Genomic DNA, 14544 nt, shown 5'->3' with positions numbered 1-14544 from the left:
CGCTTGCGGCGGTGTTATGCTATAACGTATTGATAGCCGTCAAGCCGGCTTTTCACTTTCTGCGACCGAACCCGACCAGGCCCATGAACGCCATCCCGCCCCGCGACGTCCTGATCACCCTCAACAAGGCCGGAGTGCGCCGCAATGGCCGCACGCTGGTGGAAGGGGTGGACCTGACCATTGCCCGTGGGGAGATCGTGACCCTGATCGGGCCCAATGGGTCGGGGAAATCGACGACGGCCAAGATGGCCACCGGGGTGCTCCGCCCGACCATGGGCAGCGTCGAACGCAAGCCGGGGCTGACCATTGGCTATGTGCCGCAAAAGCTGAGCGTCGACTGGACCCTGCCGCTGACGGTGGAACGGCTGATGACGTTGACCGGACGATATTCGCCCGACGAGATTTCAGCGGCGTTGGAAGCGGTGGGTGCGGCGCACCTGCGCCGGGCGGCGGTGCAGGAATTGTCCGGGGGTGAGTTTCAGCGGGTGCTGTTCGCGCGCGCCATGATCCGCAAGCCCGACCTCCTGGTGCTCGACGAGCCGGTGCAAGGGGTCGACTATTCGGGCGAGGCGGCGCTTTACGGGCTGGTTCGCCAGATTCGCGACCAGACACAGGCCGGTATCCTGATGATCAGCCATGACCTGCATGTGGTGATGGCGGAAACCGACACTGTGCTCTGCCTCAACGGCCATGTGTGCTGTCGCGGCACGCCGGGCGCCGTCAAGACCAGTCCTGAATATCTCAGCCTGTTCGGGGATCGGGCGGGGGCTTTGGCGATCTATGAGCACCACCATGACCACGAGCACCATGACGATGGCTGCGTGGTGGGCGCCGAACACGGACACGAGCATGCGGGGCACCGGCATGAGCACTGACGGGATTGCATTGTCGGCACCGCCTCCTGACCTTCCCCTGAAGGAGGGGGAGGAACGGATGGCGATGGTGCTTGAGCCTTCACTGCGTCAGCGGAGAAATCGGGAGACCGTGCATGTTCGGTGACTACTTTTCCCGCGCCCTGATTGCCGGTTTGGGACTGGCCGCCGTGACCGGACCGCTGGGCTGTTTCGTGGTCTGGCGGCGCATGGCCTATTTTGGGGACACCATGGCCCATTCGGCGCTATTGGGCGTGGCGCTATCCATTCTGCTCTCGGTCAATATGGTGCTCGGCGTCTTCGCCGTGGCGGCGCTGGTGGCCGGGGCGCTTCTGCTGTTGCAGCGGCAGAATACGCTGTCGACCGATGCTCTGCTCGGCATTCTCAGCCATTCGAGCCTGGCGGTGGGGCTGGTGATCGTCGGCTTCCTGACGCAGGTGCGCTTCGACCTCATGGGATTTCTGTTCGGGGATATCCTGGCGGTGTCGGTCGAAGATATCGCCATCATCTATGGCGGTGGCCTGGGAATTTTGGCCATTCTGGCCTTCAACTGGCGGCCGCTGCTGGCGGCGACAGTCAGCACCGAGCTGGCCGAGGCCGAGGGCCTGCGGCCCGAAGCCAGCCGCATCATCCTGATGCTCCTGATGGCGTCGGTCATTGCCATCGCCATGAAGCTGGTGGGCGTGTTGCTGATCACCTCGCTGCTGATCATTCCCGCCGCCACGGCGCGGCGTCTCAGTGCCACACCCGAGACCATGGCCATTGTCGCAGGCGTTCTGGGCGGGCTATCGGTGGTGGGCGGCCTGTTCGGGTCGCGCACATGGGACACGGCATCGGGCCCATCCATCGTGGTGATGGCACTGGCCCTGTTTCTGATTTCGCTCGCAGTACCGGCAGGCCGGCTTTTCGGGAGGCAACACAATGGCGCATGACCATGGAAGGCCAGCAGACCTGACACGCAATCAGGAACTGGTCCTGGGCGCTCTGACCGGAGCTCCCGCCCCGCTTTCGGCCTATGACCTGCTCGACCGGCTCCGCGGCGACGGATTGCGGGCGCCGCTGCAGATCTACCGCGCGCTCGACAAGCTGGTGGAGCGCGGTCTGGCCCATCGCCTGGAATCGCTCAATGCCTTCGTCGCCTGCGCCGACGAACATTGCCACCGCAAGGGACTGATCGCCTTCGCCATCTGCGAGGGTTGCGGCAAGGTCGATGAGTTTGCCGACGCGGTCATCGAGGACCGGCTGGGCGGCTGGGCACAGCAGACCGGGTTCAAGGTCGAGCGGACCACGATGGAAATCCGCGGCAAGTGCGCGATGTGCCTGGCGGCCTGAAGGGAGAAGAACCCGCCCCGGACTTGTTCCGGGGTGGCGCGAGGCGCCGGATGAGGGGTTCGCACCCGCGTTCTTACCGAGAGGCTTTCACCCCTCACCCCAACCCTCTCCCCTGAGGGGCGAGGGGGCGATGAAGGCGCGGGTTCAGTTCACAGGGTGAAACGCTTTAGCCGAAGGATAAGAACCGGACGGCGGCAGCGCCGTATTCGCGGGTGTCGTCCAGCGCGAAGTCATCCGGGATGATTACGTCCACTGCGGCCGATTCTTCCCAGACAATGGTGGCGCCGGGCGCGATCCAGCCATTGGCGGCCAGTTCGCCCAGGGCCTTTTCGCCCAGGCCCTGGCCATAGGGCGGATCGAGGAAAATCAGATCGAACTGACCGAATGAGCCCGGCTTGCCCAGCGCCGTGGCATCGCGGCGCAGCAGCTTGGTGATGCCGGCGGCGCCGAACGCCTCGATATGGTCACGGATGAGACCTCTCGCCTCGGCGCCCATGTCAACAAAGGTGACATGGGCAGCCCCCCGCGACAGGGCCTCGAGCCCCAACGCGCCGGTGCCGGCAAACAGATCAAGCACACGCTTGCCGGTCAGCACCGGGCCGAGGCGCGAGCCCAGGATGTTGAACATGGATTCGCGGACCCGGTCAGAAGTCGGGCGAATGCTGTCATCCGAGGGCGAGGACAATGGCTTGCCCCGGAATTTGCCGGCAACGATGCGCATGGCCTAGCCGCGCGGCTTGCGCGGACCGGATGGACGGCCGCCGGGGCGGGCACCGCCGGGACGCGGACCACCGGGGCGGGCGGCGCCCGGCTTGCCAGCAAAGGGTTTGCCGCCAGCGGGTTTGCCCCCGAAGGACTTGCCGGCGGGGCGGCCCCCCTGCGGGCGGTCACCAAAATCCTTCTTGGGCCGGTCGCCGAAACCGCCACGGGCGGGCTTGTCACCAAAACTGCGCTTGGGGCGATCCTCGAAGCGGCCTTCGGGACGTGGCCCGCGGGCCGGACGGTCACCAAAGGACTTGCCGCCGGGACGCCCACCCTGGGGCCGATCGCCAAAATCCTTCTTGGGCCGGTCGCCAAAACCGCCACGGGCAGGCTTGTCACCAAAGCTGCGCTTGGGGCGATCTTCGAAGCGGCCTTCGGGACGCGGCCCGCGGGCCGGACGGTCACCGAAATCGCGCTTCGGCCTATCGGAGAAATCGCGCTTGGGGCGGTCACCGAAACCACCACGCGCGGGCTTGTCGCCGTCACGACGGGGCGGGCGATCGCCAAAGTCCTTGCGGCCGGCCGGACGTTCGTCGCGATCCGAACGCGGTGCGCGGGCTGCCGGCTTGCCGAACGAGCGGGCCGGCTGGTCGTCGCGGTCTGGACGCTGGCGGCCCGGCCCCTTGGGCTCATAGGCCTCGGGCGCGCGACCATCATCATCGGCAAAGTGCACACGGCGGGTGCGGACCGGACGTCCCTCCTCGGCATCGCCGAAGCGGCCGCGCGGGCCGGCGTCACGGCCAGCCGGGCGGGCGCCCCGTTCACCGCGCGGCGGATTGGGACGGGCATGGTCGCGGTCGCGCGGGGAACGCACACGATAGGTTTCGTCGCGCGGCGCCTGCGGCAGGTCGGGCATTTCGCTTTCGAAATCGACACCCGCCGACTCGGCGAGCTTCTTGCCGAGCTGATCGCGCAGCATGCGCGACTTGACCACTTCCACCCCACCCTCGGCCAGATCGCCGAGCTGGAACGGGCCATAGGACACGCGGATCAGCCGGTTGACCTCGAGCCCGAGCGAGCCGAGCACATTCTTGACCTCGCGGTTCTTGCCCTCGCGCAGGCCCAGGAGCAGCCAGACATTTGAGCCCTGCTCGCGCTCGAGCGTGGCGGTGATCGGCCCATACTGGACACCATCGACGGAAATGCCGTTCTTGAGGGCATCGAGCTGGGCCTGGGTGACCTGTCCGAAAGCGCGCACGCGATAGCGGCGCAGCCAGCCGGTCGAGGGCAGTTCGAGCACACGCTTGAGCCCGCCATCATTGGTGAGCAGCAGCAGGCCCTCGGTGTTGATGTCGAGGCGTCCGACGGTCAGGACGCGCGGCAAGCCCTTCTTGTCCAGTTCCTCGAAAATGGTGGGACGCCCCTCGGGATCCTTCTCGGTGACCACGAGGCCCGCTGGCTTGTGATAAAGCCAGACACGGGTGCCCTGGCGGGCGGCAAGCGGCAGGCCATCGACCTCGATCTTGTCACGGCTGGTGACGTTGAAGGCGGGGGTAAGCACCTTCTTGCCGTTGACGGCCACACGGCCATCGGCAATCCAGCCCTCGGCATCGCGACGGGAGCAGAGCCCGGCACGGGCAATGACCTTGGCCAGGCGGTCGGCGATTTCGGGCTGTTTGGGAGTGTCGCTCATGAGCGGACTTTCTGACATGCGGGACCCAAATGCCATGGCAGCGACATGGCGGGCGGCGCGGTTGAAAAAACTGCAAACGGCCGGGAAAACCCGGCCGCCTGAATAGTGTGAGCAGTCCGAAACGCCTAGAGCTGGGTTTCGGCCTCGGTCAGGGCCCCGTCACGCGAGGCACTGGACGCGCCGGTCATGGCCGGCGTCGAGAGTGCGCGGCGCACTTCTTCGGGGCAACGTGAATCGCGCAGCGAGACCAGTTCGCCCGATGCGGCGCGGCAGACCAGCTGCGCATCGCCGACGCGGGTGAAATATTCATCCGGCGGCAGATAGAGCGGGCGGCTGGCATTGGACGTGGTCACGGCCATATTGGCATTCTGCATCCGGGCGGTCAGCTGGCGCGCTTCGGCTTCGGTCAGCGGACGGCCGGAGAGCGAGCGCAGGTCGACGACACGCGCATTGCGCAGCCGGGCGATGTCGGCCTCGGACAGATTGGTCGTGTCGATGCGCACGGTATTGCTGTCGGCAGGCAGTTGCGCCGCGGCCGTCTGCGTGGTGGGCGCAGGCAGATTGTTGGTGCTCTTGGGCAGGACCAGCGGCGCGCGCGCGCTGGTCAGGTCTTCCTTGGGCGTCTCGCCCGGAATAAGACCGATGCCGCGCGCCGTGGTGTTCATCACTTCGCGTTCAAACGTGCCGAAATCCGTCATGGCATTGGTGCCTTCGACGGTGGTGCAGGCACCCAGCGAGATCACTGCGAGCAGTCCGAGGGCGGCAAGACCCAGCCGGGATGTGGCCGAATGAGCAGCAACCTGCCCGGTCAATCCAATACGCATGCAAATTTCCCTAAAGGTTCGGCCGCGCTTATAGCGCATTCCCCGCATTAAGACCAGATTCTGGCAGGACGGTGGTCACGAGCGCCGAACCGGCTTCTTGCGGCCCACGCCAAGCAGGTCCAGCGCCAGCAGCACAACGCCCAGGGTGATGGCCACATCGGCGAGGTTGAAAATGTAGAACGACCAGCTTCCCCAGTGGAAATGGAAGAAGTCGGCGACCGCGCCATAGATCAGCCGATCGAGCGCATTGGAAAGCGCTCCGCCAACGCACAGGGCCAGGCCGAGCCGGATCAGCATTTCCTCGGCACGCCACCACCAGATCGACAGCGCAATGATCGCCACGACCATGATGGCGCCCAGCGCCCAGACCGGCAGCCCATCGAGCAGGCCATAAGAAATACCGGTATTCCAGACCAGCACGTAATCGAAGAAACCGGCGACAGGCAGGACTTCGCCACCGCGCCAGCCGGTCATGACCAGGGGGTGATAGGCGGAAAACACCTCGACGCAGGCAGCCTGGCCGATGGCATAGCATTCGGCGGCGATGTGATAGCCCTTCTGCGCCCTGTCCACGCCAAAGGCGATGATCGCCGCCATGAGGGAAGCGAGAATGGTGGGATTGCGCAGGGTGTGGGTATTCATGGCCTACTCCGTCTTTCCTTCTCCCACTCCGGGAGAAGGTGGCGCGCGGCGCCGGATGAGGGGCTCTGACCCCCAAGAAAATCGCTCCTGTGGAGCGATATTGGGCGAAGAGGCCATGAGAGCTTCGCTCGAATGGCTTGGGGTAGCAGGACACCCCTCACCCGCCCTTCGGGCACCCTCTCCCGCAAGGGGAGAGGGGGAAGGCACCAAGCCTGGGCGCTACAGCCCCGCCGCAGCGCGTTCGCGCAGGGCCTGGGCGTCGCGCGGGCTGACATCGGGATAGTCCGGATCCGAGCCGACTTCGGGCAGGACTTTCCAGGACCGCGCGCAACGCTGGCCTTCGGCCAGGCCGGGCACCACCGAAACGCCGGGCACGTCGTCGAGCCTAAAGGCCTCGCCGGGGCCCTCGTTCTGCTTGATCGAGATCGCCGAGGTGATGGCGATTTCGGCCAGGTCCTGTCCTTCGAGCGCCACGATGTAGCGGGCATCGGCAACGAACACCTTCGGCGCGGCCTCGAGGGACGAGCCGATGCGCTTTTCGCGGCGTTCGATTTCGAGCGCCCCGGTGACCACGCGGCGCACCGCACGGATCAGCTGCCACTTGGCGGCCAGATCGGTGTCGATCCAGTCAGCCGGAATCTCGGGGAAGAGACGCAGGTGAACGGACGAGCCCGCTTCCGGATGCCGCTCAAGCCAGCATTCTTCCATGGTAAAGACCAGGATGGGTGCCAGCCAGGCGGTGAGGGCATTGAACAGGTGATCGAGCACGGTCAGCGCCGAGCGGCGCTTGATCGAGGAGATCGGATCGCAATAGAGCGTGTCCTTGCGGATGTCGAAATAGAAGGCGCTGAGCTCGATATTCATGAAGTTCGAGAGCAGGGTCACGACCTTGCGGTAGTCGTATTCCTTGTAGGCAGCGCGGACGCCGGAATCGAGCTGGGCCAGCCGGTGCAGTATCAGCCGTTCGAGCTCGGGCATGTCCTTGGGATCGACGACGTCCCCGGCCTGGAAATGCGCCAGGTTGCCGAGCAGCCAGCGCAGGGTGTTGCGCAGCTTGCGATAGCTGTCGACCGTGGTCTGGATGATTTCCTTGCCCAGGCGCAGGTCTTCCGAATAGTCGGAAGAGGCAACCCACAGGCGCAGGATATCGGCGCCGAACTGCTTGATGATCTCCTGCGGGGCCACGACATTGCCCAGCGATTTACTCATCTTGCGGCCTTCGCCATCCATGGTGAAACCATGGGTCAGGACGCTGTCATAGGGCGCATGGCCATTGGTGGCGCAGCTTTCCAAGAGGCTCGAATGGAACCAGCCGCGGTGCTGGTCCGAGCCTTCGAGATACATCGAAGCCGGGAACTTGAGGTGCGGCCACTTCTGCTTGTTGCGCAGCACGAAAGAGTGGGTCGAGCCCGAGTCAAACCAGACGTCGAGCACGTCGGTGACCATCTCGTAGTCCTCGACCCTGTGTTCGGTACCCAGGAAGCGCTCGGCGGCACCGGGCTTGTACCAGGCGTCGGCACCCTCTTCCTCAAAGCTCTGCCCGATGCGGTGATTGACCGCCTCGTCCTTGAGGATCTCGTTCGTCTGCTTGTTGACGAAAACCGTGATCGGCACGCCCCAGGCGCGCTGACGGCTCAGCACCCAATCGGGACGGTCGGCGATCATGGCGCGCAGTCGGTTCTGCCCCGCGGCGGGGTAGAATTTTGTGGCGTCGATGGCGTTTAGGGCGCGGGTGCGCAGGGTGTCGGGAAGAGACCCCTCATCCGCCCTTCGGGCACCTTCTCCCACAAGGGGAGAAGGGGAAGAGCCGATAGGCTTGTCCATATAGACGAACCATTGCGGCGTGTTGCGGAAGATCACCGGCTTCTTGGAGCGCCAGGAGTGGGGGTACTGGTGCTTGACGCGGCCGCGGGCGATGATGTTGCCGTGCTCGGCCAATGCCGTGATTACGCGGCTATTGGCATCGCCTTTCTTGCCGTTGTCGTCGATGACGCGGGCGCCATCGAAGCCGGGGGCGTCCTTGGTGTAGAAGCCGCCATCATCGACGGCATAGGGGATGGCGGGGTCGATGCCGCGTTCCTGCAGGAGGCGGGTCGATTCCATCCAGATGCCGAAGTCATCAAGACCATGGCCCGGCGCGGTGTGGACGAAGCCGGTACCGGCATCGTCGGTGACGTGCTCGCCATCGAGCAGTGGCACATCGAAATTGTAGCCGCCGGCGAGACCGCGCAGGGGGTGCGATAGTTGCACTCGCGCAAGGGTGTCCGCGGGTACCCCCCGAACACGTTCATAGGCTTGAACCTTGGCTTTCGCGAAAACTTCGCTTGCGAGCTTGTCTGCGAGAACATAGCTCTCGCCAACCGTTGCCCAATTGCCTTCCGGGGCATCGGTTACCTTGTAGAGGCCGTACGCGATCCGATTTGAAAAGCTGACGGCCCGGTTGGCCGGGATGGTCCAGGGTGTGGTCGTCCAGATAACAACCGAGTTGCCGTCGCCGTCGGGAAGCACCTCGTCGCCCAACCGGACCGGGAACTTCACCCAGATGGTGTCGCTTTCGTAGTCGGCATATTCGATCTCGGCTTCGGCGAGCGCGGTGCGTTCCACGACCGACCACATGACCGGCTTAGAGCCGCGATAGAGCTGGCCGCTCATCGAGACTTTCATCAATTCGCGGGCGATCTGGGCTTCGGCGTCGAAGCTCATGGTGAGATAGGGATTGTCCCATTCGCCCAGGATGCCGAGGCGCTTGAATTCTTCGCGCTGGACATCGACCCATTGCTCGGCAAATGCGCGGCATTCCTGGCGGAATTCGACCACCGGAACCTCGTTCTTGTCCTTGCCCTTGGCGCGGTACTGCTCCTCGATCTTCCATTCGATGGGCAGGCCGTGACAATCCCAGCCCGGCACATAGGCCGAGTTGTAGCCCAGCATCTGCATGGACCGGGACACGAGGTCCTTGAGCGTCTTGTTGAGTGCGTGGCCGATATGGATGTTGCCATTGGCATAGGGCGGGCCATCATGCAGGGTGAAGAGCGGGCGATCCTTGGCCTGCTCGCGCTGCATGGCGTAAATGTCCATGTCTTCCCAACGCTTGAGCCAGTCAGGCTCGCGCTGCGGCAAGCCGGCGCGCATGGGGAAATTGGTTTCCGGCAGGAACAGCGTGGCCGAATAGTCTTTCTCGGTCGCGCCAGGAGCGGTGTCGTTCATGGATCGGCAATCGGTTTGGAAGAAGTCGGCCGCCTTTTAGCAAGGCGAAGCGCATGGGGCAAAGGTGAATTTGTGGGAGGCTGCCTTCCCTTCTCCCCTTGAGGGAGAAGGTGCCCCGAAGGGGCGGATGAGGGGTCGAGCCATCTACAGGCATGGAAGCATGGGATGGGCCGGAACCCCTCACCCTCGAAAATCCGCTGGACGCAGATTTTCTCTCCCTCTCCCTCAAGGGGAGAGGGGAAGGCCCAGTGTCAGCCCACAAACCCCAACCGCACATCGAGTTCGCTAATCGGCTTGCACGCGGCGATCAGGGCGCGGGCCTTGTTGGAATCCCGATCCATGGCGGCGATGAGTTCGTCGAGGCCGTTGAACACTTCCTGGCCGCGGATGTGGCCGATCAGCGCCACATGCAGGGTCTGGCCGTAGATGTCCTCATCGAAATCGAACAGGTGCGTCTCAAAGGGCGGGCGCTGATTGTCGAACATCGGCTTGCCATAGGCCGCGACCCCGTCGAGAAGCCGTTCGCCCAGCCGCGCCCGCACGGCGTAAACGCCCTGGGCCAGCTGAAAACCGGTTGGGGTCATGGTGTTGGCTGTGGGGTAGCCGAGTTCCCTGCCCCGCTGATCGCCCTTGACCACGCAGCCTTCGAAGAACCAGTGATAGCCCAGAAGCCGGTTGGCGGCAGCGACTGCGCCTTCCGACAGAGCTGCGCGGATGCGCGAGGACGAAATGGGCTCGTCCCCCTCATCCATCAGGTTGAGGGTTTCGACCGCAAAGCCAAGACGGTCGCCTTCGCCCTTGAGAAACAGGGGCGTGCCGCGCCGCTGGCGGCCAAAGTGAAAATCGGCGCCGGTGATCACCCCGCGCACCGCCAATTGGTCCATCAGGATGGTCTGGACGAAGTCTTCGGCTTCGGTCTGGGAAAAATCGCGGTCGAAATTGAGGATGATGACGCCATCGAGGCCCATGGCTTCGGCCAGCTTGGCCTTGGCGTCTCCCTGGGTCAGGCGGAACATGAAGGGCGCCGGGGCAAAGACGTCGCGCGGATGCGGCTCGAAGGTCAGCATGAGGGCGGGCACGCCGGCCGCCTGGGCCCGGGCGCGCAGGGCGGCGATGATCGACTGGTGGCCGCGATGCAGGCCATCGAAATTGCCGATGGCAACAAAGGCGCCGCGCAGGTTTGCTGGCAGATCGGCGAGGCTGGAGAGGCGGATGAAGGTCAAGGGCGGACACCTGGGGACTGATCGAAAGACCCCCTCCCCAGCGTCGCTACGGCCAAACGGCCTAGCTGCGCTACCCTCCCCTCAAGGGGGAGGGTGGGATGGAGCCGAAACGTCGGCGCAAAGCTTACCACGACAGACGCGGCAGATAGCCGGCGACGCGGGCGCGGCTGGGGGCGATGAGATCGGCAATGGCCTGCGGATCGGGCTTGCCGAAAGCGTCGAGTTCGGCGGCGTGGATGGAGCCGGTGATGAACAGCAGATCGATGCCGAACTGTGCGGCACCGGCCGCATCGGTGCGGACGCTGTCGCCGATGGCGAGAACGCGGGACTTGTCGAGCCCCTTGCCGGCGGCTTTCTCGGCGAGGCCGAATGCCTGCTCGTAGATCGGCGGATAGGGTTTTCCGGCCATGTGGACCATGCCGCCCATGGCCGAATAGAGATCGCCCAGCGCCCCGCCGCAATAGATGATCTTGTCGCCATGCTCGACCACACGATCGGGATTGGCACAGATCATGGGCAGCTTGCGGCTAAGCCAGAATTTGGCGCGCTCGCGATACATTTCGGGCGTGTCGTCATCGGTGTCTAGATCGGTGACGACAACGACTTCGGCCTCTTCGGGCCCGGTGCGGCGCAGGTTAAGCCCCTCGTAAAGGGCATCGTCCTCGGTGGGCGGGCCGACGTGATGGATGGCCTTGCCGCGATATTTCTCGATCATGGCGCGGGTGGCGTCGCCGGAGGAGACAATGGCGTCATAGGCGTCGCGCGGCACGCCCAGCCGGTCCAGCATGGCAACAATTGGCGCCGAGGGGCGCGGCGCATTGGTGATGAGCACTGCCCGGCCACCGGCCTGACGGAAGGAGCGGAGGGCTTCGACGGCTTCGGGGAAGGCGGCGACACCATTGTGAATGACACCCCAGACATCGCTCAGGACCGCATCGTAGCGGCCGGAGAGGTCGGACAATCCCGAAATGGCCGGCAGGGGCGATGTCATGGCTATGCCTTTGGTGCGGTGAAACGGATGCTGGCCCTATGTGGCACTTTGGGCGGGGGGATCAAGGGAAAACCGCAATGGACCCCGGCGCTACAAGCTTTCGGCACGGCGAGCGGGCTGAGCGCCGACGCTGCGCTGGCTGTCGAAACTGAGATCGGGCCGGACAGGCCCGGGCGGCGCGAGATAATCGCCCTGCACCAGGGTTATGTCGCTGTCGAGCAGTTCGACGATCTGCCGCTCGCCGGCAATATTGGTGACGATCAGCTGGATCTCGAAGCGCTTGAGATAGCCGGAAATATCGGAGACGTGGAAATCTGTATAGGTTTCGGGCGTTTCGATGAAGCGGGCGCCGTCGACGCGCAGCGAGCGCACGCCCGAGGCCGCCAGATCGGCCATGTCGGCCCGCAGCGAACGCATCGCGGCAATGGAAAACCCGGCGCCCTTGCGGGCAATGCCGGCCGCGACCGACTTCTGGCGCGGCGACATGGCGGACCAGTCGCTTTCGGTGACGAGAAACACCAGGCCCGGCGCCACGCTGCGATTGGCATCAAGCACGGCCAGCAGTTGCTCGGCGGCGTCTTCGTCGTCGAGGCTGGCTCCGGACAGTGGCAGATAGAGCGTGACCGGCTGGCCGCCGGTGCGCGAGCGGCGGGCGATGGCAATGGCCTCGACCAGTGCCGCCGCCTCGATACGCACCACAAGATCGCCACCCTTGCGGCGCGGCATGAAATCGACTGCGCCGGCCAGTTCGCCATCTTCGAGCATCAGGCGCGGCACCAGTTCATAGGCCACCGGCCGCCTTTGCGGCAGCCGCACGATGGGCTGGATGTGAAAGACCAGGCGATTTTCCTCGAGCGCCTGGCGCAGCATTTCGAGCGGAATGGCGGGCCCGGGTTCTTCGGCCGGCGCCGCCGGCGGCGGGCGCAGGGCGGTCGGCTCGACGGCGCGCGGCACGGACATGGCGGCCGGGGCAGCACTGTTGCGGGCCGCCTTGTCTTCCATTTCGGCCACGGCCTCCGCGACCTGACGAATGACCGTACCCAGAACGGAAATATCGGCCTCCACGGTCTCGAGGCGCTGGCCGGGATTGAGATCGGTCAGAGCGTTGATGCGCTGGCCGAGCACGGCGCCGGCCTGGGCATCGGTGGCCAATAGGCGCGACAGATCCTGAATGGCCTTTTCCAGGCGATTCTCGGCGCGCTGGCGCAGCACGCGCTCCATGAAGATGACGCCGATGGCAGAAAAGACCAGGCCAACCAGAATCGCCGTTGCCGGGGTGAAAGCCAGGCCGAAATAGGCCAGCGCACCGAAACCGGCACCCGCTAGTGCGATGAAAAGATAGACCAGTGCCTGCACAGGCTCTTCCGCAACATTTCCTGACGGCCGGGACTCGGCGCAATTTTATTAACATTAGAGACCCGCGGGCAAAAGGCGTGAGGCGCCGATGTCCCAGCCTATTTGAGCCGGACCGCCGGGTGCTGTTCCATGCGGGCACTGGGCCAGACCATGCAATCTGCAGCGGCGGGAACGGAAAATTTACCCTAATCGCCAACAATCGGACCAACGAGAACAAGTGCCTGAAAAGGGATAGATCGCCCATGACGTCAGCCACGATCGGCGATGCCACATTGAGCGGCCAGGTGCTGTTGATCGACAGCGATCTGGACGGCGCGCGCCATCTTGGAGCCGCTCTGGCAGAGGCGATGCTGGTCGCTCCGGTGCTCAGTGTTGCCGATTGCGGCCGTGCGGCGGGTGACCTGTTGCGCAAGGCCCGTCCCGACGTGGTTCTGGCCGATCTTGGTTCGATAGGCGACCTGGGCGCCACGCCTGAAGACGCGGTTGCCCGGCTGGTGCGGATATCTGAAGGCGCGCTGATCATTGTCATGGCCGATGGGGCCTCGGTCAGCTCCACGCTGGCCGCCATGCGCGCCGGAGCCCACGACTATGTCGCCAAGCCGGTCAACGGCCCGGCCCTGGCCAACCGCATCGGCGAACTGGCCCAGCGTCACGGACGCCCCAGATGCCTGGGCGCGGAGGCGGGACAGGCTTCGCACATTGCCGATTATGCCGGCTTTGTCGGTGCATCCAGCGCCATGCAGTTTCTCTACGAGCAGATCGGGCGCGTCGCCTCGTCCTCGGCACCGGTGTTCATCACCGGCGAGAGCGGCACGGGCAAGGATGTCTGCGCCGAAGCGCTGCACGCCAAGGGCCCGCGGGCCGATCGGCGGTTCGTCGCCATCAATTGCGCCGCCATACCGCGCGACCTGATGGAAAGCGAATTGTTCGGCGTGGCGCGCGGCGCCTTTACCGGCGCGACCGAAGACCGCAAGGGCGCGGCCGAACTGGCCGATGGCGGCACGCTGTTTCTCGACGAGATCGGGGAAATGGACCTGTCGCTGCAGTCCAAGCTACTCCGCTTCCTGCAGACGGGCACGATTTCACGCGTCGGCGAGACGGCGGTGCGCAAGGTGGATGTGCGGGTCATCTGCGCGACCAATCGCAATCCGATGCAGATGATTGCCCAGCGCCAGTTCCGCGAAGACCTGTTCTATCGCCTGCACGTGCTGCCCATCCATCTGCCGCCATTGCGGCAGCGGCCGAGCGACATCATGGTCCTGGCCCGGCATTTCCTCGATTGCTATTCGCTCGAGGAGCGCAAGCGGTTTGCCGGTTTTGCCGCGGACGCTGCCCAGCACCTGACCGCAGCCGACTGGCCGGGCAATGTGCGGCAATTGCAGAACCTGGTGCGGCGCCTCGTCGTCATGTTCGATGGCGGAGAAATCTCGGCAGCGATGCTGGGAGCCGCCGATATCGAGGCACAGGTGGCGGCGCCGATTGCGGTGGAAACCGTTCGCCCCGAAACCCGCAGGCTGGTGCTGCCGATGTGGCAGCAGGAGCAGCGGATCATCGAAGATGCTGTCGCTGCCTTTGGGGGCAACATATCTCTCGCCGCGGCAGCGCTCGAAATCAGCCCCTCCACCATCTATCGCAAGCGCCAGAGCTGGTCCGAAATGGCGGCGACTGGCTAGATAGGCGGAAGCGACACTAGACGTCCCGC

The 14544-nt window shown here is 64.9% G+C and carries 11 protein-coding genes and 1 pseudogene; 4 read left to right on the top strand and 8 right to left on the bottom strand.

Features of this window, described 5'->3' with window-relative positions; all coding sequences use genetic code 11:
- Positions 1-83: 83 nt before the first annotated feature.
- From KIT02_RS16640 to KIT02_RS16630, 3 genes and pseudogenes are all read left to right on the top strand, one after another.
- Positions 84-872, top strand: a pseudogene (locus KIT02_RS16640) (metal ABC transporter ATP-binding protein); the annotation flags it as partial.
- 116 nt (positions 873-988) lie between these two features.
- A complete protein-coding gene (locus KIT02_RS16635; protein ID WP_297580254.1) occupies positions 989-1804 on the top strand; it encodes a metal ABC transporter permease in 816 nt (271 codons plus the stop codon).
- Positions 1794-2204, top strand: coding sequence for a Fur family transcriptional regulator (locus tag KIT02_RS16630; protein ID WP_297580252.1), 411 nt, complete (start codon positions 1794-1796; stop codon positions 2202-2204). Before KIT02_RS16635 ends, KIT02_RS16630 begins: the two co-directional genes overlap by 11 nt.
- A gap of 166 nt (positions 2205-2370) precedes the next feature.
- Here the strand turns inward: KIT02_RS16630 and rsmD are convergent, their stop codons facing one another.
- The 8 genes from rsmD to KIT02_RS16590 all read right to left on the bottom strand — a co-directional run bounded on the left by rsmD (position 2371) and on the right by KIT02_RS16590 (position 12842).
- The gene (rsmD, locus tag KIT02_RS16625) at positions 2371-2925 is read right to left on the bottom strand and encodes a 16S rRNA (guanine(966)-N(2))-methyltransferase RsmD (protein WP_297580250.1); all 555 of its coding nucleotides are present in this window, start codon (positions 2923-2925) and stop codon (positions 2371-2373) included.
- A 3-nt stretch (positions 2926-2928) separates the two neighbouring features.
- On the bottom strand, positions 2929-4599 hold the full coding sequence (locus KIT02_RS16620; RefSeq protein WP_297580248.1) for a pseudouridine synthase: 1671 nt from the start codon (positions 4597-4599) through the stop codon (positions 2929-2931).
- A 125-nt stretch (positions 4600-4724) separates the two neighbouring features.
- Positions 4725-5423 carry a hypothetical protein gene (locus KIT02_RS16615; RefSeq protein ID WP_297580246.1) on the bottom strand — a complete coding sequence of 233 codons (699 nt, stop codon included), beginning with the start codon at positions 5421-5423 and terminating at the stop codon, positions 4725-4727.
- Positions 5424-5498: 75 nt separating this feature from the next.
- On the bottom strand, positions 5499-6065 hold the full coding sequence (lspA, locus tag KIT02_RS16610; RefSeq protein WP_297580244.1) for a signal peptidase II: 567 nt from the start codon (positions 6063-6065) through the stop codon (positions 5499-5501).
- 219 nt (positions 6066-6284) lie between these two features.
- The gene (ileS, locus tag KIT02_RS16605; RefSeq protein ID WP_297580242.1) at positions 6285-9272 is read right to left on the bottom strand and encodes an isoleucine--tRNA ligase; all 2988 of its coding nucleotides are present in this window, start codon (positions 9270-9272) and stop codon (positions 6285-6287) included.
- 251 nt (positions 9273-9523) lie between these two features.
- A complete protein-coding gene (locus tag KIT02_RS16600) occupies positions 9524-10495 on the bottom strand; it encodes a bifunctional riboflavin kinase/FAD synthetase (protein ID WP_297580240.1) in 972 nt (323 codons plus the stop codon).
- A gap of 124 nt (positions 10496-10619) precedes the next feature.
- Positions 10620-11486, bottom strand: a complete 867-nt coding sequence (locus tag KIT02_RS16595) for a TIGR01459 family HAD-type hydrolase (RefSeq protein ID WP_297580238.1) — start codon at positions 11484-11486, stop codon at positions 10620-10622.
- Positions 11487-11576: 90 nt separating this feature from the next.
- A complete protein-coding gene (locus KIT02_RS16590; RefSeq protein WP_297580236.1) occupies positions 11577-12842 on the bottom strand; it encodes an EAL domain-containing protein in 1266 nt (421 codons plus the stop codon).
- A 242-nt stretch (positions 12843-13084) separates the two neighbouring features.
- Here KIT02_RS16590 and KIT02_RS16585 point away from each other — a divergent pair, with 242 nt between their 5' ends.
- Positions 13085-14515, top strand: coding sequence for a sigma-54 dependent transcriptional regulator (locus KIT02_RS16585; protein WP_297580234.1), 1431 nt, complete (start codon positions 13085-13087; stop codon positions 14513-14515).
- Positions 14516-14544 lie beyond the last annotated feature (29 nt).

The organism is Devosia sp., assembly GCF_025809055.1.
GTDB lineage: Bacteria > Pseudomonadota > Alphaproteobacteria > Rhizobiales > Devosiaceae > Devosia.
This window is presented reverse-complemented; position numbering and strand designations above follow the sequence as displayed.

What these genes read in the sequence shown, in the direction of transcription:
- KIT02_RS16630 (WP_297580252.1), top strand. Translation starts at nt 1,794, where the DNA reads ATGGCGCATGACCATGGAAGGCCAGCAGACCTGACACGCAATCAGGAA.
- rsmD (WP_297580250.1), bottom strand. Translation starts at nt 2,925, where the DNA reads ATGCGCATCGTTGCCGGCAAATTCCGGGGCAAGCCATTGTCCTCGCCC.
- KIT02_RS16620 (WP_297580248.1), bottom strand. Translation starts at nt 4,599, where the DNA reads ATGAGCGACACTCCCAAACAGCCCGAAATCGCCGACCGCCTGGCCAAG.
- KIT02_RS16615 (WP_297580246.1), bottom strand. Translation starts at nt 5,423, where the DNA reads ATGCGTATTGGATTGACCGGGCAGGTTGCTGCTCATTCGGCCACATCC.
- KIT02_RS16595 (WP_297580238.1), bottom strand. Translation starts at nt 11,486, where the DNA reads ATGACATCGCCCCTGCCGGCCATTTCGGGATTGTCCGACCTCTCCGGC.
- KIT02_RS16585 (WP_297580234.1), top strand. Translation starts at nt 13,085, where the DNA reads ATGACGTCAGCCACGATCGGCGATGCCACATTGAGCGGCCAGGTGCTG.
- ileS (WP_297580242.1), bottom strand. Translation starts at nt 9,272, where the DNA reads ATGAACGACACCGCTCCTGGCGCGACCGAGAAAGACTATTCGGCCACG.
- lspA (WP_297580244.1), bottom strand. Translation starts at nt 6,065, where the DNA reads ATGAATACCCACACCCTGCGCAATCCCACCATTCTCGCTTCCCTCATG.
- KIT02_RS16635 (WP_297580254.1), top strand. Translation starts at nt 989, where the DNA reads ATGTTCGGTGACTACTTTTCCCGCGCCCTGATTGCCGGTTTGGGACTG.